The 22,032-nt window shown below is 70.8% G+C and carries 26 protein-coding genes and 1 pseudogene; 11 read left to right on the top strand and 16 right to left on the bottom strand.

Annotated features, from left to right (window positions below):
- Window positions 1–134: 134 nt before the first annotated feature.
- The 10 genes from RZ50_RS19740 to RZ50_RS19695 all read right to left on the bottom strand — a co-directional run bounded on the left by RZ50_RS19740 (window position 135) and on the right by RZ50_RS19695 (window position 7,500).
- Window positions 135–1,790 carry a hypothetical protein gene (locus RZ50_RS19740; protein ID WP_196948938.1) on the bottom strand — a complete coding sequence of 552 codons (1,656 nt, stop codon included), beginning with the start codon at window positions 1,788–1,790 and terminating at the stop codon, window positions 135–137.
- Entirely contained in the window at window positions 1,787–2,173 is a 387-nt protein-coding gene (locus RZ50_RS19735; RefSeq protein ID WP_196948939.1) for a hypothetical protein, read from the bottom strand. The genes RZ50_RS19740 and RZ50_RS19735 overlap by 4 nt, the downstream gene beginning before the upstream one ends.
- 155 nt (window positions 2,174–2,328) lie before the next feature.
- On the bottom strand, window positions 2,329–3,435 hold the full coding sequence (locus RZ50_RS19730) for a hypothetical protein (RefSeq protein ID WP_196948940.1): 1,107 nt from the start codon (window positions 3,433–3,435) through the stop codon (window positions 2,329–2,331).
- 412 nt (window positions 3,436–3,847) lie between these two features.
- Window positions 3,848–4,354, bottom strand: a complete 507-nt coding sequence (locus RZ50_RS19725) for a GNAT family N-acetyltransferase (protein WP_196948941.1) — start codon at window positions 4,352–4,354, stop codon at window positions 3,848–3,850.
- A 14-nt stretch (window positions 4,355–4,368) separates the two neighbouring features.
- Window positions 4,369–5,031 carry a hypothetical protein gene (locus RZ50_RS19720; protein ID WP_308271902.1) on the bottom strand — a complete coding sequence of 221 codons (663 nt, stop codon included), beginning with the start codon at window positions 5,029–5,031 and terminating at the stop codon, window positions 4,369–4,371.
- Window positions 4,944–5,156, bottom strand: coding sequence for a hypothetical protein (locus tag RZ50_RS19715; RefSeq protein ID WP_196948943.1), 213 nt, complete (start codon window positions 5,154–5,156; stop codon window positions 4,944–4,946). The genes RZ50_RS19720 and RZ50_RS19715 overlap by 88 nt, the downstream gene beginning before the upstream one ends.
- A gap of 148 nt (window positions 5,157–5,304) precedes the next feature.
- Window positions 5,305–5,523 carry a hypothetical protein gene (locus tag RZ50_RS19710; protein ID WP_196948944.1) on the bottom strand — a complete coding sequence of 73 codons (219 nt, stop codon included), beginning with the start codon at window positions 5,521–5,523 and terminating at the stop codon, window positions 5,305–5,307.
- A 344-nt stretch (window positions 5,524–5,867) separates the two neighbouring features.
- Window positions 5,868–6,716 (bottom strand): helix-turn-helix transcriptional regulator, encoded by an 849-nt coding sequence (locus RZ50_RS19705; RefSeq protein WP_196948945.1) that lies wholly within the window; start codon window positions 6,714–6,716, stop codon window positions 5,868–5,870.
- A 24-nt stretch (window positions 6,717–6,740) separates the two neighbouring features.
- Window positions 6,741–7,265 (bottom strand): DUF6879 family protein, encoded by a 525-nt coding sequence (locus RZ50_RS19700; protein WP_196948946.1) that lies wholly within the window; start codon window positions 7,263–7,265, stop codon window positions 6,741–6,743.
- The gene (locus RZ50_RS19695; RefSeq protein WP_196948947.1) at window positions 7,189–7,500 is read right to left on the bottom strand and encodes a hypothetical protein; all 312 of its coding nucleotides are present in this window, start codon (window positions 7,498–7,500) and stop codon (window positions 7,189–7,191) included. The genes RZ50_RS19700 and RZ50_RS19695 overlap by 77 nt, the downstream gene beginning before the upstream one ends.
- Before the next feature lie 218 nt (window positions 7,501–7,718).
- Here RZ50_RS19695 and RZ50_RS19690 point away from each other — a divergent pair.
- A pseudogene (locus tag RZ50_RS19690) lies at window positions 7,719–8,027 on the top strand (SAM-dependent methyltransferase); the annotation flags it as partial.
- A gap of 149 nt (window positions 8,028–8,176) precedes the next feature.
- Here the strand turns inward: RZ50_RS19690 and RZ50_RS29345 are convergent.
- The 4 genes from RZ50_RS29345 to RZ50_RS19675 all read right to left on the bottom strand — a co-directional run bounded on the left by RZ50_RS29345 (window position 8,177) and on the right by RZ50_RS19675 (window position 12,624).
- The gene (locus RZ50_RS29345; RefSeq protein WP_308271899.1) at window positions 8,177–8,422 is read right to left on the bottom strand and encodes an ATP-binding protein; all 246 of its coding nucleotides are present in this window, start codon (window positions 8,420–8,422) and stop codon (window positions 8,177–8,179) included.
- A complete protein-coding gene (locus RZ50_RS19685; RefSeq protein WP_374199960.1) occupies window positions 8,314–8,709 on the bottom strand; it encodes a hypothetical protein in 396 nt (131 codons plus the stop codon). Before RZ50_RS19685 ends, RZ50_RS29345 begins: the two co-directional genes overlap by 109 nt.
- Window positions 8,710–8,894: 185 nt before the next feature.
- Window positions 8,895–11,234 carry a glycoside hydrolase family 3 C-terminal domain-containing protein gene (locus RZ50_RS19680; protein WP_196948948.1) on the bottom strand — a complete coding sequence of 780 codons (2,340 nt, stop codon included), beginning with the start codon at window positions 11,232–11,234 and terminating at the stop codon, window positions 8,895–8,897.
- Window positions 11,235–11,295: 61 nt separating this feature from the next.
- Window positions 11,296–12,624, bottom strand: coding sequence for an MFS transporter (locus RZ50_RS19675; RefSeq protein ID WP_196948949.1), 1,329 nt, complete (start codon window positions 12,622–12,624; stop codon window positions 11,296–11,298).
- Window positions 12,625–12,731: 107 nt separating this feature from the next.
- Between RZ50_RS19675 and RZ50_RS19670 the strand changes: the two genes are divergently transcribed.
- The 6 genes from RZ50_RS19670 to RZ50_RS19645 all read left to right on the top strand — a co-directional run bounded on the left by RZ50_RS19670 (window position 12,732) and on the right by RZ50_RS19645 (window position 17,421).
- Window positions 12,732–13,343, top strand: coding sequence for a TetR/AcrR family transcriptional regulator (locus RZ50_RS19670; RefSeq protein WP_196948950.1), 612 nt, complete (start codon window positions 12,732–12,734; stop codon window positions 13,341–13,343).
- Between the two features lie 60 nt (window positions 13,344–13,403).
- Complete coding sequence (locus RZ50_RS19665; RefSeq protein WP_196948951.1) at window positions 13,404–15,254, top strand: sulfatase-like hydrolase/transferase; 1,851 nt, start codon at window positions 13,404–13,406, stop codon at window positions 15,252–15,254.
- A gap of 83 nt (window positions 15,255–15,337) precedes the next feature.
- On the top strand, window positions 15,338–16,330 hold the full coding sequence (locus RZ50_RS19660) for a formylglycine-generating enzyme family protein (RefSeq protein ID WP_196948952.1): 993 nt from the start codon (window positions 15,338–15,340) through the stop codon (window positions 16,328–16,330).
- Window positions 16,327–16,722 carry a YidH family protein gene (locus tag RZ50_RS19655; RefSeq protein ID WP_196948953.1) on the top strand — a complete coding sequence of 132 codons (396 nt, stop codon included), beginning with the start codon at window positions 16,327–16,329 and terminating at the stop codon, window positions 16,720–16,722. The genes RZ50_RS19660 and RZ50_RS19655 overlap by 4 nt, the downstream gene beginning before the upstream one ends.
- Entirely contained in the window at window positions 16,719–17,021 is a 303-nt protein-coding gene (locus RZ50_RS19650) for a DUF202 domain-containing protein (RefSeq protein WP_196948954.1), read from the top strand. The genes RZ50_RS19655 and RZ50_RS19650 overlap by 4 nt, the downstream gene beginning before the upstream one ends.
- A 130-nt stretch (window positions 17,022–17,151) precedes the next feature.
- Window positions 17,152–17,421: a hypothetical protein gene (locus RZ50_RS19645; RefSeq protein ID WP_196948955.1), complete on the top strand. Its 270-nt coding sequence runs from the start codon at window positions 17,152–17,154 to the stop codon at window positions 17,419–17,421.
- Between the two features lie 11 nt (window positions 17,422–17,432).
- On the opposite strand, the gene RZ50_RS19640 is transcribed toward RZ50_RS19645, so the two are convergent.
- The gene (locus RZ50_RS19640) at window positions 17,433–18,071 is read right to left on the bottom strand and encodes a TetR/AcrR family transcriptional regulator (protein WP_196948956.1); all 639 of its coding nucleotides are present in this window, start codon (window positions 18,069–18,071) and stop codon (window positions 17,433–17,435) included.
- A gap of 117 nt (window positions 18,072–18,188) precedes the next feature.
- On the opposite strand from RZ50_RS19640, the gene RZ50_RS19635 reads away from it, so the two are divergent.
- From RZ50_RS19635 to RZ50_RS19625, 3 genes are all read left to right on the top strand, one after another.
- Entirely contained in the window at window positions 18,189–19,241 is a 1,053-nt protein-coding gene (locus RZ50_RS19635; RefSeq protein WP_308271891.1) for a medium chain dehydrogenase/reductase family protein, read from the top strand.
- 278 nt (window positions 19,242–19,519) lie between these two features.
- On the top strand, window positions 19,520–19,924 hold the full coding sequence (locus tag RZ50_RS19630; protein ID WP_196948958.1) for a nuclear transport factor 2 family protein: 405 nt from the start codon (window positions 19,520–19,522) through the stop codon (window positions 19,922–19,924).
- A 94-nt stretch (window positions 19,925–20,018) separates the two neighbouring features.
- Window positions 20,019–20,522 carry a nuclear transport factor 2 family protein gene (locus RZ50_RS19625; protein ID WP_196948959.1) on the top strand — a complete coding sequence of 168 codons (504 nt, stop codon included), beginning with the start codon at window positions 20,019–20,021 and terminating at the stop codon, window positions 20,520–20,522.
- Window positions 20,523–20,673: 151 nt separating this feature from the next.
- On the opposite strand, the gene RZ50_RS19620 is transcribed toward RZ50_RS19625, so the two are convergent.
- A complete protein-coding gene (locus tag RZ50_RS19620) occupies window positions 20,674–21,288 on the bottom strand; it encodes a TetR/AcrR family transcriptional regulator (protein ID WP_196948960.1) in 615 nt (204 codons plus the stop codon).
- A gap of 37 nt (window positions 21,289–21,325) precedes the next feature.
- On the opposite strand from RZ50_RS19620, the gene RZ50_RS19615 reads away from it, so the two are divergent.
- On the top strand, window positions 21,326–21,652 hold the full coding sequence (locus RZ50_RS19615; protein WP_196948961.1) for a rhodanese-like domain-containing protein: 327 nt from the start codon (window positions 21,326–21,328) through the stop codon (window positions 21,650–21,652).
- Window positions 21,653–22,032 lie beyond the last annotated feature (380 nt).

Below are 22,032 nucleotides of genomic sequence, written 5' to 3'. Positions count from 1 at the left end.
TGTGGACAAACATGTACGGCCCGAACTGCCGCTTCAGCGACTGCGCCAAGGGCGAGCACCGGACCGAACATCGCCCCGCGGCAGGGTGCCCAGCGTCTGGCGCACCATCGAGGACGACACCTGACCGGCCGACGCTAACGGGTCCTCCGCCTCGGATGGAGCGCGCCGACCTCACGGGAGAGCTCGGACGCACGGTGTGCCGGCAGTCGCGCCGGATCCGACGGGCGGACCACCGTCGTACTGCGGGCACGGGCGGCGGCGGCCTTCACCCGCCGGGTGTCGGAGGAAGGGTCACCGGTGAAGCCGAGCGTGATTCGGCGGTCGGCGTCGAGCACGGCCCGGCCGAGCGGGTGGCCAACCGCTTCGGCCGCGCGGGCGGTGGCGATCTGCGCTGCAGCAGACGCCTGGCGGGCGCTGTTGTAGGCGTCCGTGATGTGGTGGATCTGCTCGGGCGCCGCTCGGTACCACCTGGTCCAGCCATTCCGGAACTGGTCGGCGGGCGTACTGCCGCGGGGGTTGTGGGCGGGGTCGGAGCTGAGGAGTGCTCCGCGCTGGACCAGGGCTGCGGCAATGCGCGGAACGTGTTCCGCGAGGATCTGTCCGGAAGCGGGGACGGCGTGGGCGGCAGCGAGCAAGTGGGCCGCGTCGCCCGGCGCTTTGATGATCTCGTGCGGGGCCCTGGGGGCACGCTGCCCGGTGTCGCGACAGGTCCAGCCTGAGGAGAAGAGGGTGCGGCCGAGCCGGACCACCGCGAATTCTGCCTCACGCACGAGATGGGGGTTCGAGACTGCGGGCGCGCTGCCGAGGCCCGACTTCCAACTGGTCGCGGCCTGCTGCCAGGTCTGAGCTGCCGCGCGCAGAGCACCGCCGGCCGCGTCAATGACTCCCTGAGCGACAGGGTCTGGGGTGAGGAGATGCCGGGTGTGCTCAATAAGACGGGCAGTGAACACGTGGGCGACCGCGCAGTGGTCCGCGGCGATCGACAACTCGGCGACGGTGGCGTCCGGAAGACGCTGGGACGCCTGCTGCGCCACGTGGGCAGCTAGCCATCCCAGACCTGCATCGACTGCCCGGAGCGCTTCCTGCCGCGGCTCGCCCGGTCTGACCGGGAGCGGCCGCTTCGTGGCCGCCGATGGGAGGTGCATGAGACCTGGAGCCGGAATGGATGGGCGGGGCGAGTGGAGCTGACGCTGGATGCCGATCGCCGCCTGCTCGATCAGCACCGCACGCTCCCTGAGCCGGTAGGCCACGGCATGGCTACGGACCACCCGGCGGTCGGACGGGCACAGCTGGCCGATCCGTACGGCCACACGCCCGGCAACGCTGGCGAGTTCGGCCGTCTGGGCAACCACATGGCGCGCGACACCGGCACTGTCCAGATACGCGGCGTAGGGACTGCGGGGCTCTCCATCCGGCCCGTGGTGGCTGGCGAGCAAGTCCCCTGCGAAGCGCAGGAAGCACACGGCTTCGGCCAGGTGCGATGCCGCCGGGTCGGGCTCGGGCCAGGCGTAGAAGGCCTCGTCCCGCAGCAACCGGCCGAGAACCTCGACGTTGCTGTGCAGTCGGGCGACGTCGCCCTCAGCGATGCCGAGCGGGTCGGGAGCGAGGCGGCCGAATCGGCTGGAGTTACGGCGGAGCAGCTGGAAGATATCCGCCAGCGCCTCACTGCGGGCGGCATGCTGGCCTGGTGTGCTTGGGCTCCCGGCGTCGGCGAGGGTGAGGGCCGCCAGGGCGTACTCCATTCTGGAGGCAGCCAAGGTGACGAAATCGCCCCAGGTGGCGTCCATCATCCGGCCGTTCCCTGCTCGACGGGCAGGGCGTTGCGCAGTGCGGTGGCGGCGTCTCGCGTGTGGAGGGCGGCCATGTGACGGTCCCGCATCTGCCGAATGTCCAGCGAGCGCCGGCCGAGCTCGTCGAGTGCGTCGGCAAGGGCGGCCAGGTGACCGACCAGGTTGTGGTCCGCCGCGCAGTCGCTGTCCTCGGGATCACTGTCGGGCAGTGGTAGGTAGATGGTCGCCTTGGTGGCGAAGGAGGCAGCGATGAGGGCTGCCACCTGGTCGTAGCGGTCGTCGCTGACTGCCAGGTCCGCAACCGCGTGTGCGGCAGCGGCGGCGCTCCTCAGGGCGACGGCGGCCGCCTGCTCGACGTCCGGCTGGTCGGAGCTCAGGTTCATGATCGGTCCTCAGGTCGGGTGGCAGTGCGGAGACAGGCAAGCACTGCTCGTGGTGGTTCAGGGTGACAACCGGGTTCCTGTGGATAAACGCGGGGCGGAGCGCAGGGCGCCTCACCGGAAAGCGTGAACGCGCTGACCTCACCCCGGGCCTCGGCTCACCTCTGGTTGGGCTTGCGTCCCGGCTGGACGGCCGATCCGCCGTGCCGCAGGTGTGCGGGCTGTTCACCTGCCGCGACGGCCGGCCGCTTCGGGAGCCGGCAGGCCGACCTTGCCCTGGCCGCGCTCGCCGAGACGCTCCTGAGTTGCGCGGACATCGGGCCCGGCCGTCGCAACGCCTCGCCCATCCGCCGCAGTCCGGGAACATCGACGGTCAAGGACGGCGGTCCGGCCTCGGGGGCGGGAGCGCTGCCCTGACCCCGAGCGGACATGCTGTAGGCACCTGCTGCGTTGCCGAGTGCGAGGAGGGTCTCTGCGCTCGGCAGCGCGACCTGGCCACGGCGCAGACGGTCAGAGCCCAGGTGCGCGAGCCGGGCGATCGCCTCGCACGCGTGGATCGACACATTGCGAAGGAACTCGGAGACACGCTGGTCGGCGAGGAGCCGACCGGCATACTCCCCCGCCCCCACCGTGAGGGTTCGCCACAGGTGGCCCACCGCTTCTCGCACCGCCCGGAGTTGCTGCCACTCCGGTGCGCCGTGAAGGGTTGGGGAACACCGATCGGCGTCGCGGAGCGCCGCGTTGACGGCCTCCGCGCCCTGCCCTGCCGCAGGGTGAACCGTCGCCCGCTCGGTGACCGGCCGCGCAGGCCTTCCCAGGGCCACAGCAACCTGCTGCCACCGAACCTGCAGCGCCTCGACATCGGCTTCCAGGGCCAGCCGCAGGTCGTCGGCCGTGCTGCGCCCCTCGGGCACGATCTCCTTCCAGGCCGCCACCACCTCCCGTAGCTGCGCCTTCAGATCGGGCAGACCGGCCTCGTCCGTCGCCGACCGAGCACGTACTGGCTCAGCCGTTCCCTGCCCGGCCCACAGCGGCAGCTCATCCATCCATCCCGCCTGAACATCCACTTCCGAGGGCTCGTGCGTCGCGGATTCCGGTTGTGTGTGCGCTGCCCGGCCGTCCGTTCCGGCATCCGCCGTCCAGCTCCCTACGAGTCCGGCCGAGGCCTCATTCTCCTCGGCCAGCCGCTCCCAGATCCTCTGATCATTCGCTGGAGGAACACCAAGAATGAGATCCTCCTGCTCTGCTGGCTGCAGTGATCGCATCCGCCAACTCCCACACGACAATCCGCATATAGGCCCGCCTGCACTGACGATGAGTGAAACGTCGTTCTGGACGAGCGCCACTCCGCTCGCGGTAAGGATGCCCCTGGTGTAGCACATACCCGCCGAGCGTTTACCCATCAACGCGACCGCCGTGTCCGAACTAATCAGCCAAATCGCTGCTCAAACGAGCACTACGTCAAATCGCGGCGAAATAGTTCACACCCTGGACTGAAAGCACACCGACCGGGCGTGCCATTAGCGAGCCTAGTACTCCAGTGTGGTTTCAGGGCCACCAAGCCCACGTGCTCATCACGGCCATAGGCCCGGTCAATACCTGCCGAGCTGTCCGACCCAAAGCCCCAAGCCGCTTCCAGCGATTCCTCGGGGACGTAGCCGCAGCAACCGCGCTTCTTCAGGGAGAACTCAACATGGTGACACACGGACTCCGCAGCGGTGCAGGTCGAGGATCTGCCCGTCCGCCGGGGATGCGTATGGCGTAGGTCATGAAGCCGGCGTGCTCGCCGGTCGGGACGAACCCTGCCTTTCGGAGGACGCGGCCAGAGGCCGGGTTGTCCTGGTGGTGCTTGGCGCGGACCTCCGGCAGCCCAAGCCGGCCGAAGGCCAGGGCAAAGATCTTGCGGACCCCCTCGGTGGCGTAGCCCCGGCCCCAGGCATCCGCGCGCAGGATGTAGCTGATGGCGGCGACGGGACGGTCGCGGTGAAGCTTGACGATGCCGAGGAGGTCCCCGTCCACGTCGAGGCCGAGCAGGTACAGCGTGCGGGGCGACTGAACTGCGGAGGCGGCGGCGTCGCGCACGTAGGAGCGAGCTTCGGCGGCGTCCATCGGTGCCCGGCCCAGGTACTTGGTCGACTTCGCGCTGTAGATCCGCAGCAGGGCCTCGGCGTCGCCGGGGCCCAACTCCCGGATCCCTATCACCCGTCCACCGCTTCGATGAGCTGCGCCAGTTCGGCGGCGGTGGGCCGGTCGTCGGGGGCGGCCAGCAGGACATGGCGCAGTCGGGCCTGGAGGGCGGGCCAGGGCGTCGCGGTGGACATGGGGACGGCTCTGTGGGCCATGGCCTTGCGGATCTCCTCCACCGGTGTTCCCGGTTCGAGGCTGGCGGTGGCGTAGTCCAACGGCCACTTCCCGGTGACGCAGGTCCACAGGGTTCCGGCGAGGGCGTAGACGTCGGCGGTCTGTGTCGTGTCGACGGGTTGGGGGCCGTTGATGATCCGGGCGGCCAGTTCGGGCGCGGTGAGGTGGATCATCGTGCCGTCGAACGTCGGCCACGGGGTGCTGTCGAGCCTGCGGGACCAGGCGAAGTCGAGGAGGCGGACACCGTCGTCGGTGTGGATGCCGTGCTGGGGCTGGAGGTCTCCGTGCACCCACCCGTCGGCGTGGAAGGCCGCCACGGCGCGACACAGCCCGACCGAAGCGGCGAGGGCTTCCTCCCGTCCTCCGTCACCCTTGCGTACGGGTCGGAAGACCTGCCAGGTGGACGGCCCGCTCAGCCATGGGGTGACGTACCAGGTCCCGCCGTCGAAGCGGCCGGCGGCGCCTCGTGCGCAGCCGGGTCGGCGACGAGCCGGTGCCACGCCGCGTCGACGGCGGCGGAGAACATCTCCGGCGCGGCCTGGCCCGCGTCGATCCGGCGCGCGGCGATCGTGAAGAACTTGCCCAACTCGTCCAGCTCGACGCTGGGCGTGATGGTGGTGCTCATGGGCCTCTCCAGTCAGGGTTGGCGCTGCCCGCCCGGACAGGGACGAGCAGCGGTGAGGGTCGTTCAGGCCCGGCCTGTCATGACCCGTTCCGAACGGGCCGGGAGTTCGTGGGCGCTCAGGGGCGCGGTGGTGGCTACCAGTAGCGGGTCAGGCGGCCTTGGCCGACTGGCCGGTGTGGTGGGTCCAGCGGTGGTCGGTGCCGACGATGAGCACGGCGTTCTCGCCCGGGTGGGCGTTGACGTGCTCGGCCGACAGGACGATCCCGTCACACCCGCGGATGTCGCAGCTCCATGTGTCGTCGGTGGGTACCTCGGAGTCGTACGCCGTCTGGAGGTAGCACTTCGGGCAGAGCGGGGCCGGCTCCATCCGCGTGGGGACGTGGGGAGGGCGAAGCTCACGCCACACCCCTGTGGGCCACGCAGTTGGCGCAGAGGCAGAAGGACCGTACGGCGGCGATCTGGAGCAAACTGCCCACGGACGGGGCTTGCCCAGCGGTGTTGGCCGCCAGGTAGTCGTCCAGCGGGTTCCAGCCGGCGGGGGGCCGGTGCAACTCGGACTTCGGGGGCCCGGTTACGGCCTCTCGGTACTCACGCTTGGGGGTGCGTCTCGCCATCGGTCTGTCCTCCTTCGCCGTGGGGGCGGGGGTGCGTGATAGACCGTAGGGAGGCGACTACAGGCGGTGCCACAATCTTGCATCGTCTTGCACGGATTCACCCGAGCGCGTGGATTGCCTGTTCAATGAGGGTCCGAGCCTCACGGCCGTGCACCGCCATGCCGGAGAGGGCCTTGAAAGCCTTCGAGTACGCCGCGATCTCGGTTGGTATCGTGATCTTGACGACGGCGGTCAGCAGCTCGGCGTCCACCTGCCGGTCATCGAACATGTAGAAGGCTTCGAGCGGCCACATGACGCGGGGGGCTCGGAAGGGAATCACTCCGAGACTGACGCGGGGCAGGGTCATGACCTCCAGCAGGTGGCGGAGTTGATCCGCCATGGCCTCATCGTCGCCGAGCGGGTAGTAGAGGACCGTTTCCTCCAGGACGAAGGCGTAGGTGCAGCTCCCCTGGTGGAGGTAGCGTCCACGCTGGAGCCGGCTCTCGACGGCAGCCTCCACGTCGTTCGGCGTGTTCTGGAAAGCCGTGATGGTCTCCATCAGCGCACGGGCGTATTCACGGCGCTGAACGATCCCGGGCATGACGTTGGAGCAGTACATCCGGATCTGCCGGCTGTTCTTGAACTGGGGCAGGATGGCGTCCTGGGCGTGCTTCATCCCCGTTCGGTGAAGGCGCTTCCACTCGATGTACATCTCGTCGGCCGCACGACTTGCGGCGACCAGATCCGCAGCCTGATCCTCCGCGCCGCAGGCTGCACACCATCGTTGGATGTCGTCTGCGGATGGCGGGGTCTTGGCGCCCGCGATGCGCGAGACCTTCGACTCGCTGAAGCCCGTTCGTAGGGCCAGATCATGCCCCGTGAGGCCGGCATCCTGCTGAAGTGCTCTCAACCTCTTGGCGATCGTCTCGCGGGCGCTCTGCGCACTGGACGATGGAGACAGGGGCATAGTCCGGTGGTCCTGCGTACTGGATCAGACGGCGAACTTCTCGTGTTCCACCCCGCGCTCCCAGACCGCTTCGAAGGCGTTGGCGCACAGCTCGATCACCGCCGGGTCCTCGGAGTACTGCGGGTCCAACGCAGCCCCGGGTCCGTCGAACAGGTTGAAGCGCACAGCGCGCCCGTCCACCAGCCAGAAGTCGTTGCCCGGAAGGGCGATGCCCGATGCTTCGCTGCGGGGCAGCCAGCGCACCTGTTCGCCGATGGCCAGGTTCACGCTCGTGATGTGGTGCTCGTACCGCACGTAGTCCGTCACCGGCACCGAGACGACGCGGGCCCGGCGGACCTGGACGCCTCGGGCGACGGTGCGGCGGACGAGGTCGCTCCAGCCGCTCCAGTACTCCGAGTCGGGGTCGACATCGACGGCTTCGCCGCGGTGCCACTTGGCGAGTTCAGCGGCTTCCTCGGCGACGCTGTACTGGTCACGCAGTTCCAGGTGCACCGCCGTGCTCTTCGCCGAGTTCAGCATCTCGACGAAGCTGGGAACGCTCTGCCTCATCACACGCCCTCCTGAGAATCGGCACCATGCGGGCCGGAATCCGAAACACTCCCTCGTGCGACGGGATCGTGTTCTCGTGGTCCGGACCGTGGCCGGCCGCGAGCACGCCGACGATCGACGCCTCGTCGACCACGTAGCTCTGGACCAGCAAGTCCCCGATCCCCTCGTCCACCCAGACCGTCGGGCTGTTCCCCTGACCGGTCTCCGGGTCGATGCCAAAGAACCGTATCGCCATGCCCGTCCCTCCTGTCACTTCACTTGCGTGATCTTGCATGGCTGTTGGTGCCGAAACCAGGATCGCGCGCAGACAGAGGCCGTGTCAGGCGTTTCACTTTCTGATGACCGCCAGCTCAGGGGGTATCGCGATGGCGTTGGGAGGCCCTGTCCGCGTCCACGCTCAAGAAGGAGTGAGGCCCTTGCGAGGACACGTCGGGCAGTCCGGTTCCCGTACCGCTGGACAGCCGGGCCTTCCGGCTGGACTGGCCCCAGGGCACCCGGCTGTTCGAGGTCGACACCGCCGCGCCACTGGACTTCAAGGCCTCGGTGCTGCGCCAGGAGCGGGCCGTCACACGCTGCGAGCGGATCACCGTCGCGGTGGACCTGCGGGAGGACTGGCCGGCCGCGCTGGCCGCCGCAGGGCACGACCCGGCCGTGCCGAGCGTGTGGATCGCCGAAGGGCTGCTGATCTACCTGCCCGAGGACGCGGTGGAGCTGCTGCTGGCCCGGATCAGCGCGCGGTCGGCGGCGGGCAGTCGGATGGGGCAGCGGCGCGTGCACATTCCGCCGCACCGTCGTGTGCTTCCAGAGCTGTGGCGCCCGGACCTCAGGGTTCTCGGCGAGCACGATCTCGCAGGTGCACTCGGCCATGCGGGAACGCGGCGGCTCCGGCAAGGAAGGCCGCCGGATTCGGATCACGCGACGCGTCCGGTCAGGGAGTGCGGGCGGGCGGCGACGTCGTCGACCCTGGCGGACGGCGAGCTGGTCAGCGTCCGCTTCAGCTGCCGGTAGCGCTCCCGCTCCTCCTCGCTCGCCTCGCCGGCCACGATCTTCATCTCCGGCGCGACCAGCATCGCCCGGGCCTCGTCCGCGCGCTGCGAGTACGGGGTGTCGAGGCCGAAGAGCTCGGACAGCGCCGCGTCGTCGCCGCTGCCGAACACCACCCGGTCGTACAGGTCCGTCCCGACGACCTCGGGAGCCAGATGTACGGGCTGTGGGTGGTGACGAGGAACTGCACCAGCGGGAAGTGCTGCATGAGCCGCCCTCCGGTGCGCTTCTGCCAGGACACGTGCCGGTGCGCGTCGATCCCGTCGGTGATCACGACGCCAGGGACGGTCACGACGGGGTGGCCGCTGTCACGTTCGACTCGGAGGGCTCCGTAGGTGTCGTGGAGCTGCCTGAGGATGTCGACCACGAGGGCGGCAACGGTCCGGTAGCCGTCGCTCATCTCCCGCAGGGGAAAGGAGCGGCCGCCACCGCTCGCCCCGTGCCGGGCCCTCGGCCTGTACCGGGAAGGCGTTCGTCCCGCAGTACCGGGCCGGACGCGGGCCGCAGGGCGGCCCGCGTCGCTCGGTGTGATGCTCGGCACCTCTTCGGGGTCGCCGGGGGGAGGCGGCCCGGGAGGCGCGTGGTTCAGCTCACTCCGTGCTGCCCGGGGGCGTTGGCGATGGCGATGAGACCGTCGATCCGGTCCGCCACATCGCCTCCGCCTCCGCCTTCACCACCGTCCCCGTCCCCGTCGCCCAGCGCGGCCAGCATGCCGAGACGGCCGATGGGGAAGGACTCCAGCATCTTGGAGAAGTCGACGCCCTCGGGCATGACCGACGCGGCGGCGTCCGCACTGCCCAGCATCTGGTCGAGCGCGGTCTGGAGGACCGGACCGGCGACGGGGTGCCGCAGGGCCTCGCCGAGGGTCGACGTCCGCGACAGCGGCAGGACGAGCCGGTCGCCGGCGACCTCGACGGTGGTGGTCAAGCGGATGTCGCGGCTGGAGGCTGCGACGTCGACGGCGTAGGCGCCGCCCTCCACGACCCAGCGGTCCGCGCGGATGTCCCAGTACGCGAGGTCCTCGCGGCGCACCGTCAGGGCGATCTCGCGTGCCTCGCCCGGCGCGAGGTTCACCGAGGCGAACGCCTTCAGTTCCCGTACCGGACGCTGCACGCCGCCGCCGGGCAGCGCGGTGTAGACCTGCACGACCTCGCGGCCCTCCCGGTCGCCGGTGTTGGTGACCGTCACCGTCACGTCGATGTCGCCCGCGGCGTTGACCGCGGCGGAGGCGGCCCCGTACGCGAAGGTGGTGTACGACAGGCCGTGGCCGAACGGGAACGCCACCGCCATCCGGCGCGCGTCGTACCAGTGGTACCCGACGAACAGGCCCTCGCCGTACCGCACGTGCGAGAACTCACCGGGGAAGTCCAGGAACGCGGGGGTGTCCTCCAGCCGGAGCGGGATCGTCTCGGTGAGCTTGCCCGACGGGTTGACCTCGCCGAACAGGACGTCCGCGGTCGCGCCGCCGCCGGCCTGGCCCAGCAGCCAGCCTTCGAGGATCGCCGGCACCCGGTCGGCGAACGGCAGCGCCACGACGCCGCCGTTGGAGAGGACGACCACCGTGTTCGGGTTGGCGTCGAGCACGGCGTCGAGCAGTTCGGTCTGAACGGCGGGAAGGTCGATGTCCTCGCGGTCGTACCCCTCGGACTCCAGCCGCGCCGGAAGCCCCAGGAAGAGGACGACGACGTCGGCGCCGGCCGCCGTGGCCACCGCCTCCTCGCGCAGCGCCGCGGCCTCGGCGTCCGTCGTCCCGAGCGCGCTCGCGAAGCCCCGGGCGTGGAGCACGGTGCCGGTCGAGAGCGCGCGGATCTCGTCGAGCGCGTTGTCCAGGCGGGTCGGATTGATCAGCGACGAGCCGGCGCCCTGGTAGCGCGGCTTCCCGGCGAACTCGCCGATGACGGCGATGCGGGTGTCCCTGGCCAGCGGCAGCAGCGCCCCGTCGTTCTTGAGCAGCACGATCGAGCGGCCGCCTGCCTCGCGGGCCAGGGCGTGGTGCGCGTCGACGTCGAGCGGTCCCTCGACGGCGCCCGCCCCCGCCCGCGCCTTGCGGACGAGGTCGACGACGCGTCCCGCGGCGGTGTCGACCACGCTCTCGTCGAGCGTCCCGTCCTCGACCGCGGCGACGATCAGGGCGTCCGTCACGCCGTTCGACGAGGGCATTTCGAGATCCAGGCCCGCCGCGACGGCCTTGACGCGGTCGTTGACCGCGCCCCAGTCCGACACCACCAGGCCCCGGAAGCCCCACTCGTCGCGCAGCACGCTGGTGAGCAGCCAGGGGTCCTCGGAGGCGTACACGCCGTTGATGCGGTTGTACGAGCACATCACCGTCCACGGCTGCGCGTCCTCCACCACGCGCTGGAAGCCGCGCAGGTAGATCTCGCGCAGCGGGCGCGGGTCGACGTCGCTCGACGCGCGCAGCCGGTCGTCCTCCTGGTTGTTGGCGGCGTAGTGCTTGAGCGAGGTCCCCACCCCCTTGGACTGGATGCCCTTGACCAGCGCGGCTCCGAGCACGCCCGAGACGACCGGGTCCTCGGAGAGGTACTCGAAGTTGCGCCCGCACAGCGGCGAGCGCTTGATGTTGATGCCGGGGCCGAGCAGCACCGCGACGTCCTCGATCGACGCCTCGGTGCCGAGCGCCTCGCCGACCCGGCGGGCGAGGTCGACGTCCCACGAGGATCCCAGGCCGACGGCGGGCGGGAAACAGGTGGCCGGGACGCTCCCGCCGAGACCGAGGTGGTCGCCGCCCTCCCGCTGCTTGCGCAGACCGTGCGGACCGTCGGTGAGCATGATCGAGGGTATGCCGTGGCGCTCGACGGCCTTGGTGCGCCAGAAGCTCGCGCCGCTGGTCAGCGAGGCCTTCTCGGCCAGGGTGAGATCGCGCACCTGGTCGGGCACCGCGGCCGCCGGGGTGGTGGTGTCGGTCATGGTTTCCTCTTCCGTGTCTTTCCGTTGTTCAGGGGGTTGTCGGGTTCTGTCCGGTACCGGCTCAGCGGACGGATCGGATGAACTGGTTCGCGACGGCGCCGACGATGGCGATGACGGCGCCGCCGAGGAACAGCGCGGGATAGTTGCTCGACCCGCCGCCGATCATCAGGAACAGCGGCGCGGTGACCGGCACCAGCGTCTGCGGCAGCACGTTCGCGAGGTGCAGTACGGCCATGTCCTTGGCCACGTCCGTACGGGAGGGCAGCACCTCCGCGACCAGCGCCTGGTCGACCGACAGATAGGCGCCCATCGCGAAGCCGGCGATCACCGAGGAGGCGACGAAGGTCGCGAAGTTCGGTGCGAAGCCGGCGACGATGTGGGCGACCGAGAGGACGACCGCGGAGACCAGCACGAAGATCTTCCGGCGGCCCAGGCGGTCGGAGATCCGCCCGAAGACGATGCTGGTGGGGATCGCCGTGACCGCGTTGATGACCGTGAGGAGCAGCACCGCGGGGCCGACGTTGTCCTCGGTGTAGCCGAACCGGTCGAGCAGGAAGAACAGCTGGTAGTTCGCCAGCGTCATGTTGCCGAACATGACCATCAGCCGGGAGATCCAGGCCAGCGCGAAGTCGGGGGCTTCGCGCGGGCTCGTCCAGAACGCCTTGAGCAGGGTCAGCAGGCTGAACGGCGGCAGGTCCTCGCGCTTGGCCCGGCGATCCTTCAGGATGCGCAGGAACACCGTGACGAAGACCAGCATGAACAGCCCGGGGATCAGCATGGCGGCTGTCAGGTTGGGCAGGAACAGCTGCGCGAGGAAGGCACCGCCGACCCCGGCGAGCACCTGGGTGATGCCCATCAGCCCGGAGACGCGGCCGAGTTGACGCTTCGGCACCTGGTCGGGGATGACCGGGTTGAGGCCGGCGATCAGGGCGTTGAAGGTCAGCTGCGTCAGCGCCCAGGCGAGCACGAGCAGCGGGATGCTGTCGGCCGAGGCGAGGAGCAGCAGGCTGGCCGCGCCGGTGACCATGCCGGAGGCGATCCAGGGCTTGCGCATCCCGAACCGGCTGGTGGTGCGGTCGCTCAGCGCTCCGAACAGGTTCTGCCCGACGAGGGCGACGAACGCGCCGACGCCGAGCACGAGCGAGAGGCCGGCCGCCTTCCCGTCGGGATCGATCTGGTTCACCCGCAGCGCCAGGGTGATGCTGGTGGCGGGCAGCAGGGCGGTCCACACGCCGAGGAACGCGAGGAACAGCGAGGCCTGGAATCCCGCTGAGACGAGCTTTCCGGGGTGGTGCTCGCGCTCCGCGCCGGACGCCTCGGCGGCGGTGGCGGGGCCGACGGCTGCGCCGGCCGGTACGTCCACCGGAGCGACGGATCTCTCGTTGTCCATGGTGGTGCGACCTTTCTCCTGCTTTGCCCTCATCGGCCCGAGGGCGTCCGGTATATATACCGAGCACTCGGTAGGTAGCACAATGGCCGCGGCACTACGATTCGGATATGACGGATGTCGCACCCACCGCTCGCCCGAGGACCCGCGCACCGCGCACCTCACCGGAACGCCGCCGCGCCCAGATCGTCGAGGCGGCCATCGCCGTCTTCGGCCAGCAGGGCTACCGGCAGGGCTCCCTCAAGGCCGTCGCCGACGAGGTCGGCCTGACCATCCAGGGCCTGCTGCACTACTTCCCCACCAAGGAACAGCTCCTCCTGACGACGCTGGAGCAGCGCAACGCGCTCACCCAGGCCAAGCTCGACGAGGCGATCGAGGCGGAGGGTGCGCTCGGGGCCTGCCGCTTCGTGCTGCGGCGCAACCGCGACGACCCCGGCTTCATGCGGCTCTTCGTCACCCTGGCCGCGGAGGCGACCGATCCGGAGCATCCGGCCCACGAGTACTTCCTCCGCCGGTACGAGACCATGCACGCCCAATTCGCCGAGCACCTGCGCTCGGAGGCGGCGCGCGGCCGGATCGCCGCCGGCGTCGACCCCGGGGCCGCCGCCGCGTCACTGATCGCCCTGATGGACGGCCTGCAGCTCCAGGCGCTCCACCGGCCCGCGATGGACATGCTCGACACTTTCGAGCAGGCCACCCGACACCTTCGGGCGGAGCCGTAGCGCGATCCCCGTCCGGCCTGCTATATCTACCGAGTAGTCGGTAGATATAGGAGGCCCGTCATGGGAACTGTCGCGGAACGGCCGAACATCCTCTGGATCGTCTCGGAGGACTGCCCGCCCTGGTTCGGCTGCTACGGCGACGCGCACGCCGTGACGCCGGCCATCGACGCCCTCGCCTCGCGCGGGGTGCTCTACGAGCGCGCCTACTCCCCGGCCCCGGTGTGCTCGCCGTCGCGCTTCGCCCTGCTCACCGGAATCGCGCCCGAGAGCCACTCGCCCGCCGACCGGATGCGCGCCGTCGCCGCCCGCCCGGACTGGATGGCGACCTACCCCGAGCTCTTCCGCGACGCCGGGTACCACTGCACCAACAACGCGAAGACCGACTACAACCTCGACGTGGACGCGAACGCGATCTGGGACGAGTCCTCCCGGACGGCGCACTGGCGAAACCGGCCCGCCGGAGCACCGTTCCTCGCCGTCTTCAACTACGACCCGACGCACGAGTCGTCGGTCTTCGACGAGAACTCCCCGCTCGCGCGCGCGATCGGATCGTCCGCGGTGTTCGGCGAGCCGCTGACGCCCGCCGTACCGCTCGAAGCGATCCGCCTGCCCCGCTACCTGCCGGACACCCCCGAGGTGCGGTCGGACTTCGCCCGCTACTACAGCGCCGTCGCCCGGCTGGACGCGTTCGTCGCCGACCTGCTCGGCCAACTGGCCGAGGACGGCCTCGCCGAAAACACCGTCGTACTCCTCACCTCCGACCACGGCGGCGTCACCCCGAGGAGCAAGCGCTACCTCTACGACGAGGGCCTGCACGTGCCGCTGCTGGTGTCCGCCCCGCCCCGGCTCGCCGAGCGGCTGGCACCCGCCGGATCGCGGCACCCCGAGCCGGTCTCGACGCTGTCCGTCGCCCCGACCCTGCTCGCCCTCGCCGGCCTCCCCGTCCCCCCGCAGATGGCAGAGCGGCCACTGACCGAGCCGACCGGGCCCGCGCTCGCGTTCGGCGAGCGCGGCCGGATGGACGAGCGCTTCAGCCTGGTGCGCACCGTCCGCAGCCGCCGCTTCCGCTACCTGCGCAACTACACGCCGCACCGCCCGGTGATCCAGCACCAGGCCTTCGCCTGGAACGCGGCCGGCTTCCGCTCCTGGGAGGTGGAGCACACCGCCGGGCGGCTGACCCCCGAGCAGGAGCGGTGGTGGCTGCCCGCCGCGCCGGTCGAGCTGTACGACGTGGACGCCGACCCGGACGAGGTCGAGAACCTGGCCGGGCGCCCCGAGTTCGCCGAGGTCGAGGCCCAGCTGCGGCAGGCGCTGCGCGAACACATCCTCGCCGGCCACGACAACGGCTTCCTGCCCGAGGACTCCCCGCTCCTCGGCTGGGACGCGAGCCGCGCCCCCGGCGCCTACCCCCTGGAGCGGATCCTCGACCTCGCCGACCGCGGGCTGGAGCGCAACAGCTCCGTACTCCCGGAACTGCTGACCGCCCTGGAGGACGACGACGCGACCGTGCGCCGCTGGGCCGCCATCGGCATCCTCCGGCTCACCCCCGGTGTCCCCGACGCGGCGGCCCCGCTCCGCACGGCCCTCGCCGACCCCGAGCCGTCCGTCGTCGTTCCCGCCGCAGAGGCCCTCGCCCGACTGACCGGCGACGAAGCCGCCTACCAGGCCCTCGCCCGCGTGGCGGCGTCGGAGGGCACCCCGTGGGCCCGGCTGGAGGCGGTCAACGCGCTCACCTACCTCGACCTCGACCGGGTGCGCCCGTACCGGGAGGTCGTCGACGCGGCCGCGACCTCGGGCGGCGAGTACCTCAGCAGTGCCGGGCGCTACCTGCGGCTGCTGCTCGACGACGAGTACACGCCGGACGCCGCCGTGTTCGACCCCGCACCACTCCTGGCCGCGTTCAAGCGCTGATCGCCCCTTCCGGGCCGCGACCGTGCCCGAGCCGTCGACCCGGCTCGGCACGGTCGCGGCCCACACCCCCGCAAGGAAGCACCATGGACCGACCCGAGCACCGCACCGGCTGCTGCGCCCCCCAGCGCGCCACCGGGCCCGCCGTCCCCCCGCCCCCGTCCGGGCACCCGAAGCCGGCGGGGCAGTCCGCGCACACCGTCCCGCAGGCACACATCCCCGCGCAGACCTTCCGGATGGGCGACGCCCACGGCGACGGCGCACCGGCCGACGGCGAGACCCCCGTCCACCCGGTGTCCCTCACCGCCTTCGACATCGACACGACCAGCGTCACCAACGCCGACTGGGCGAAGTTCGCGGCCGCGACCGGGTACCGCACCGAAGCGGAGACCTTCGGCTTCTCCGCCGTCTTCCACCTCGCACTCGCCGCCGACCCCCGCGACATCCTCGGGCAGCCGCCGCAGACCCCGTGGTGGCGCGGCGTCCGGGGCGCGGACTGGCGCCACCCGGGCGGCCCGAGATCGTCGATCGAGGGGCTGGACGAGCACCCCGTGGTCCACATCTCCTGGAACGACGCCCAGGCCTACTGCGCCTGGGCCGGCCGCGCCCTGCCCACCGAAGCCCAGTGGGAGGCGGCCACGCGCGGCGGACTCGACGGCAGGCGCTACCCCTGGGGCGACGACCTCGGCGCGCAGGAGGGCGAGCGCGCGGGCTGGCGGCTGAACATCTGGCAGGGCGCCTTCCCCGCGGAGAACACGATGGACGACGGCTTCCTCACCACGGCCCCCGTGCGCACGTACTCCCCCAACGCCTACGGACTCTGGCAGACCGTCGGCAACGTCTGGGAATGGTGCGCCGACGCGTGGGCCGTGGACACCTACACCCGGGACCTCGCGGCAGGGACCGTGCACGATCCCACCGGCCCGGCCGGCACGGCCCCCCATGCGCCGAGGGTCATGCGAGGCGGGTCCTTCCTCTGCCACGACAGCTACTGCAACCGCTACCGCAACGCGGCCCGAACCTCGAACACCCCCGACTCGTCCATGGCCAACGCCGGCTTCCGCACGGTCTCCCCATGAACGAACGCCTACGGACCCTGCGGCTGTGGTTCGCGCCGACGCGCATCCACGACGAGGGGGACACCCCCGACTACCGGTTCTCGCTGGCCAATGAACGCACCTTCCTCGCCTGGATCCGGACGGCGCTGGCGCTGATCGGCGGCGGGTTCGCCGTCGACCAGTTCCTGCCGGAGCTGGCCCGCGGCGTCCGCGCCGGACTGGCGCTCGCGCTCCTGGCCGCCGGGGTGCTCTGCGCACTGCGGGCGGTCAACCACTGGGTGCGGTGCGAGCGGGCGATGCGGCTCGGGAAGGACCTTCCGGTCTCGCGGTTCCCGACGGTGCTCGGCCTGGGCGTGGCGACCGTGGCCGTGACGATGGTGGTGGTGGTCCTCTTCGGCTGGGAGGGTCCGTGACGACGGCGGGACGGGACCCCGGACTCCAACCCGAGCGCACCCGGCTGGCCTGGCGGCGGACGACGCTCTCGTACACGGTGGCGGCGCTGCTGGCGGTCAAACAGGTCCCGCTGCCGGTGGTTTCGCTGATCGCCCTCACCTGGCTGGGCTTCCTGCGCATGGCTCATCGACGCGTGCTCGGGGTGGGGGCGTCGCGGCCGCGTCCACTGTCCCTGCGCGGCGCGCTGGCGGCAGCGGCGTGCACGATCGCGCTCGCGGTGCTCGCGGCGACCATGGTGCTCCACCCGGCCGACGGCTGAGGCGGCGGCGGAGGGGGCGGGGCCTCTCCGCCGCCACGAGGAGGAACGCAAGCACTTCGGCGAGGTCGCGGACGCGATCGCCAATCCGAACCTGCCCAGCGGCGGCTCGGCGGTCGTCTCCTACAGCCCCTTGATCGAATCCACCCACCGCGCCGGACGCGCCCTTCACGACCTCGACGACCCCGACCTCACGAAGGCCGTGCTCGCCGCGGCCGCCACCGAGCTCGCCGCCGTCGAGAACGCCGAACTCGGCAACCTGACCGGTCGCGCCCAACAGGCCGTCCTCCTCAGCCGGAGCACCCACTTCCCCCGGCCGATCTTCGGTGCGGTCCGAATGAACGGCGGACGCTTCCGTCTGCATGCCGAGCTGGGCGCCGAGATGGCGCCCGCTGCGGCCTGATTGCCCCGCAGCTACGCGTCGTTGAGGTGGGCGAGCGTGGTGATGAGACGTTCGGCGATGTCCGCCGGCCACGGGAAGGCGACGGTCACCAGCCGCTGGTGGGCGAGCCCGTGCAGGCCGAGCCACAGGGCAACGGCGTCGGCGACCGGGTCGCTGCTGGTTGCGCAGCCCGCGCGGACGCAGTCGTCGAGGGTGTCGGCGAGCAGAGTCAGGCTCTCCGCGCCCAGCGATGAAACGTCGCCTTCGGTCACCGAGCTGCTGCCCAGATCGGGCATCCAGGCCCCGCCGAACATCGTGCGGTAACGGCCAGGGTGCTGGTCCGCGAAGTCCAGATAGGCGTTGCAGAAGGCGAACAGCCGTCCTCTGGCGTCACTGCCCGCGGCGTCCATGGCGGTGCGCAACTCTGCATCGAGCATGGCGAAAGCCTGTTGCACCACGGCCAGCATGATGCTCGGCTGGTCGGGAAAGTGGCGGTAGATCGAGGGAGCGGCCACTCCTGCTCGGCGGGCGACGGATCGCAGGGTGACGCTGCTTTCGCCGCTCTCATCGAGGAGCTCGGTCGCCGCGGCCATGATGTCGTCGCGCAGGCGGCCCCCCTCCCCGCGGGGGTTACGAGTGCGGGCGGGCCTCGGTGAGGCGGGTGTGGGCATGTCTTCTCCCAGGTCGTCGTCTTACGCAGAAAAACTTACAGCCGTTCACCTTGCGCGCTCAAGACTTACATGCGTAAGCTTACGAGTGTTAGGGAAGTTCCGGACCAGGAGCCCATCGTGCTTGTCAGCCCCTTCACCACCACTGCCACCGAGATCGTCCTACCCGGGAAGGTCGAGCCGAGCGGCCTCGAAGTCCGGGTCCGGGAACTTCCTGCCCCTGCCGAGGGGAAGGTCGTCCTGCGGATGGACGCGACAGGCGTGTCCTTCGCCGAGCAGCAGATGCGCCGCGGCAAGTACTACGACCAGCCGGCTTTCCCCTTCGTCCCCGGATACGACGTGGTCGGCACGGTGACCGCCGCCGGCTCGCAGGCCGATGCCGCCCTGATCGGGCGGCGTTTCGCCGCGGTCACCAAGGTCGGAGGCTGGGCCAGTCATCTGCTGGTCGACGCCGCGGACCTCGTGCCCGTGCCGGACGAGGTGGACGCCGTCCCCGCGGAGACCGTGGTGGTCAACGGGATCACTGCCTGGCAGATGCTGCACCGGATCGCCAAGGTACGCAGCGGCGCGACGATCGTGGTCCTGGGTGCGAACGGCGGCGTCGGTTCCACCCTCGTGCAACTCGCCCGGCACGCGGGCATCAAGGTGATCGGCACGGCGTCGGACCGTCACCACCGGCTCGTGCGTGACCTGGGCGCCATCCCGGTCGACTACCGCGACCCGGACATGTACCAGCACATCCGAGAGATCGCGCCCGACGGCGTCGACGCGGTGTTCGACCACGTCGGCGGGCCCGGCCTGAAGGAGTCGTGGGGGCTGCTGCGCCGGGGCGGGACCTTGGTGTCCTACGGCACGGCGGCCACGAAGAACGAGGAGGGCAACTCCCAACTGCCGGTGTTGCAGTCGGTCGCCCAGCTGGCCTTGTGGAACTACCTGCCCAACGGCAGGAGCGCGCACTTCTACAACTTCTGGGCCGGCAAGCGACGCCTTGAATCCTTCCGCAGTCGGCTGCGCGAGGACCTCACCCAGGTACTGAGGCTGCTGGCCGACGGGGCGCTCACCTCGCAGATCGCCGCCCGGTTCCCGCTGACCGAGGCAAGCGCGGCGCTGGCGCTTGCCGAATCCCGCACGGTCGCCGGCAAGGTCGTCATCGTCTCCGACCCGAACCAGTGACCGCCGGGCCCGCCGCCGCCCCGGATCATTCGCCCCCTCACCGCGTTCCGCCCTGACGCCTGACCCGCACCCGCACCCTCGACCACGCCACGAGGCACGAGGCACGAGGCACGAGCCAACCACGCATCCGCGCGATCGCCCCGGCCGTCCACCGTGTCCCGCATACCCGCCCCCGCAACGGTCCGCGCGGCCTCCCACCCATGGCCCAGAGCCCCTGGGTCCCGCTGATCTTACGAGTGACCAGTTCGAACCCACGATCAAGAAAGTAGGGCACTGCCATGAACCTCGACCGGATCGTCGCCGCCTGGGCCGCCGCCTGGAACGGCACCGACCCGACCGCCCTGGGCACCCTGTTCACCCCGAACGCCACCTACACCGACCAGGGAATCGGCGTCACCATGACCGGCCGCGACCAGATCTCCGGCTGGAAGGCCCGCACCGACGCCGGGATCGAGGACGTGCAGGTCACCGTGAACCACGCCTCGCACTGTGGCGATCGCATCACCGTCGAGGGCGTCTACGCCGGCCACATCAAGGGCGCACCCACCCCGTTCGCCGTCCCGCTGGCCACCCTGCTCGACCTGGAGAACGGTGAGATCGCCCGGGACCAGGACTTCTACAGCTTGAACGCGGTCTTCGCCCAGTCCGGCCTGCCCGCCGACTGGACCCCCAGCGCCGGCTGACCACGCTGCCGCAGGCGCAGTCCGCTGCCGGTACTGCCGACACTGACCCCTTGCAGAACCCCGACTCCCTTTGACCCCCGTTGAGGACACCGTCATGAAGATCCGCATCGCTTCCGTCCTGATCGCCGCGGCCGTCACCGCTGCGGGCGCCACGACCACCGCCGTCGCGGCCCAGCCGAGCAAGCACCACGAGCCCGAGAAGCCCACGATCGTCACCGCCTGGGCTGCCGCCTGGAGCGGGACCGACCCGGCCGCTCTGGGTGCCCTGTTCACCCCGAACGCCACCTACACCGACCAGGGAATCGGCGCCACCATGACCGGTCGCGACCAGATCTCCGGCTGGAAGGCCCGCACCGACGCCGGGATCGAGAACGTGAAGATCACCGTGAAGCAGGCCTGGCGCAGCGGTGACCACATCACCGTCGAGGGCGTCTACGCCGGCCACATCAAGGGCGCACCCAAGTCCTTCGCGGTGCCGGTGGTGACCCTTCTCGACACCCACGGCCGAAAGATCACCTCCGACCAGGACTTCTACAGCCTGAACGCCGTCTTCGCCCAGTCCGGCCTGCCCGCCGACTGGACCCCCCGCGCCGGCTGACCACGGCGCCGGCCCCGGGCCAGTCCGTATCAACCCCAACGGCGCCGAGGCCCCGAGCCGCACGCTCGGCGCGAGGCGTGTCCGGCCCGGCCCGGGCCGGACACGTAGGGATCGCAGGGCGGGTTGAGCCCGGGCTGGCGGGGCGGGATTGTCACATCGCCGAGTGGGCGAGGTTGAGCAGGCCGGTACGCATCCGCTGTTCGCCGAGCTCTGGCAGGAGTGCGGCGACGTGATCGGCTGCCAGGGGGGCGAGCAGGGCGTGGGCGGTGTGGTCGGGGTCGGGCACGGTGGCGAGCAGGATCGCCACATGGCGGTGCCAGAACCGGTAGGCCCCGATCCGGTACCGGGCTCCGGGCGTGGCGGTCTCGGACATCCGGACCAGCGCCAGATGCTCCAGCAGGTAGTCGAAGTAGGCGTTGAGGAAGGCGGCCAGGCGCTCGTCGGCCGGGGCCCCGGGGCCAAGTGGGGGTGGCCCGGACAGAACCGCTTCCTGCAGGACGCGCTCGCGGGCATCCAGCAGCGCGGCGGCCAGCCCCGACTTGTCACCGAACCGGCGGAACAGGGTGCCCTTGCCGACACCGGCGGCCGCGGCCACCTGATCCATGGAAACCGCCTCGACGCCCTGCTCGGCGAACAGCCTGGCGGCCGCCTCCAGCACCGCGGCCCGGTTGCGGGCCGCGTCCGCGCGCTCCTTGGGCGGCGGCGTCCGCAGCAGTTCCAGCGGCGTTGCAGAACCGGACCGCAGTCCGTTAATGTCGTGAGCCATAAGAGGACTGTAGTCCGATTCCTTTGGAGGCAGTGGCATGACCGCACTCATCACCCGCGACGAGCTGGCAGCAGCGATCGAGATCGGCGCCGTGACCGTCGTCGACGCGCTCGGCGGCGAGTACCACGCCCAGCAGCACCTGCCCGGCGCCCTGGCACTGGTCCTGGCCGACGTCGACGCCCGGGCATCCGCCGTACTCCCCGACCGCGACGCCGCGATCGTCACCTACTGCTCCAACCCGGCATGCCCCAACAGCGGACAGGTCGCCGACCGACTCACCCACCTCGGCTACACCAACGTCCGCAAGTACCGCGAGGGCATCCAGGACTGGGTCGAGGCCGGCCTCCCCACCGAAACCGCCTAATGGGACTTGCCGAGTCGTAGAGACTCGGTGCCGTAGCCGCCAGCAGGTGAGCACTCATGTCGCCGGAACCTGTGAGTTCTGAGGTCAGACCGTGCCCCTGCTGGTCGGCCCGCCAGGTCGAGCCCACGGGCGAGCGGCTGCGGATGGCCGCCAGCGCCGAGGGCCAGCGGATCGCATGGGACCGACCCCAGTGGTTCGGGCTCCTGCCCGGTAGGCCCCACGTACGACAGTGCCCCGTGCAGTCTCGCTGACCGTGCGGGGCCTCTTGCGTGCGCTGACGTGACGGTGAAATCGGCAGAACTGGTAGTCACGTGTGTCGGGGTCGGCCGAAGGTCGGCGGGGCTCGCGGCCGTGCGGTCCTCCGAGGCGTGTCCGGCCCG

This window comes from Kitasatospora sp. SUK 42, from assembly GCF_015776785.2.
Lineage (GTDB): Bacteria > Actinomycetota > Actinomycetes > Streptomycetales > Streptomycetaceae > Kitasatospora.
Note: the sequence above shows the minus strand (reverse complement) of the source record. Positions and strands in the feature narration are given on the sequence as shown.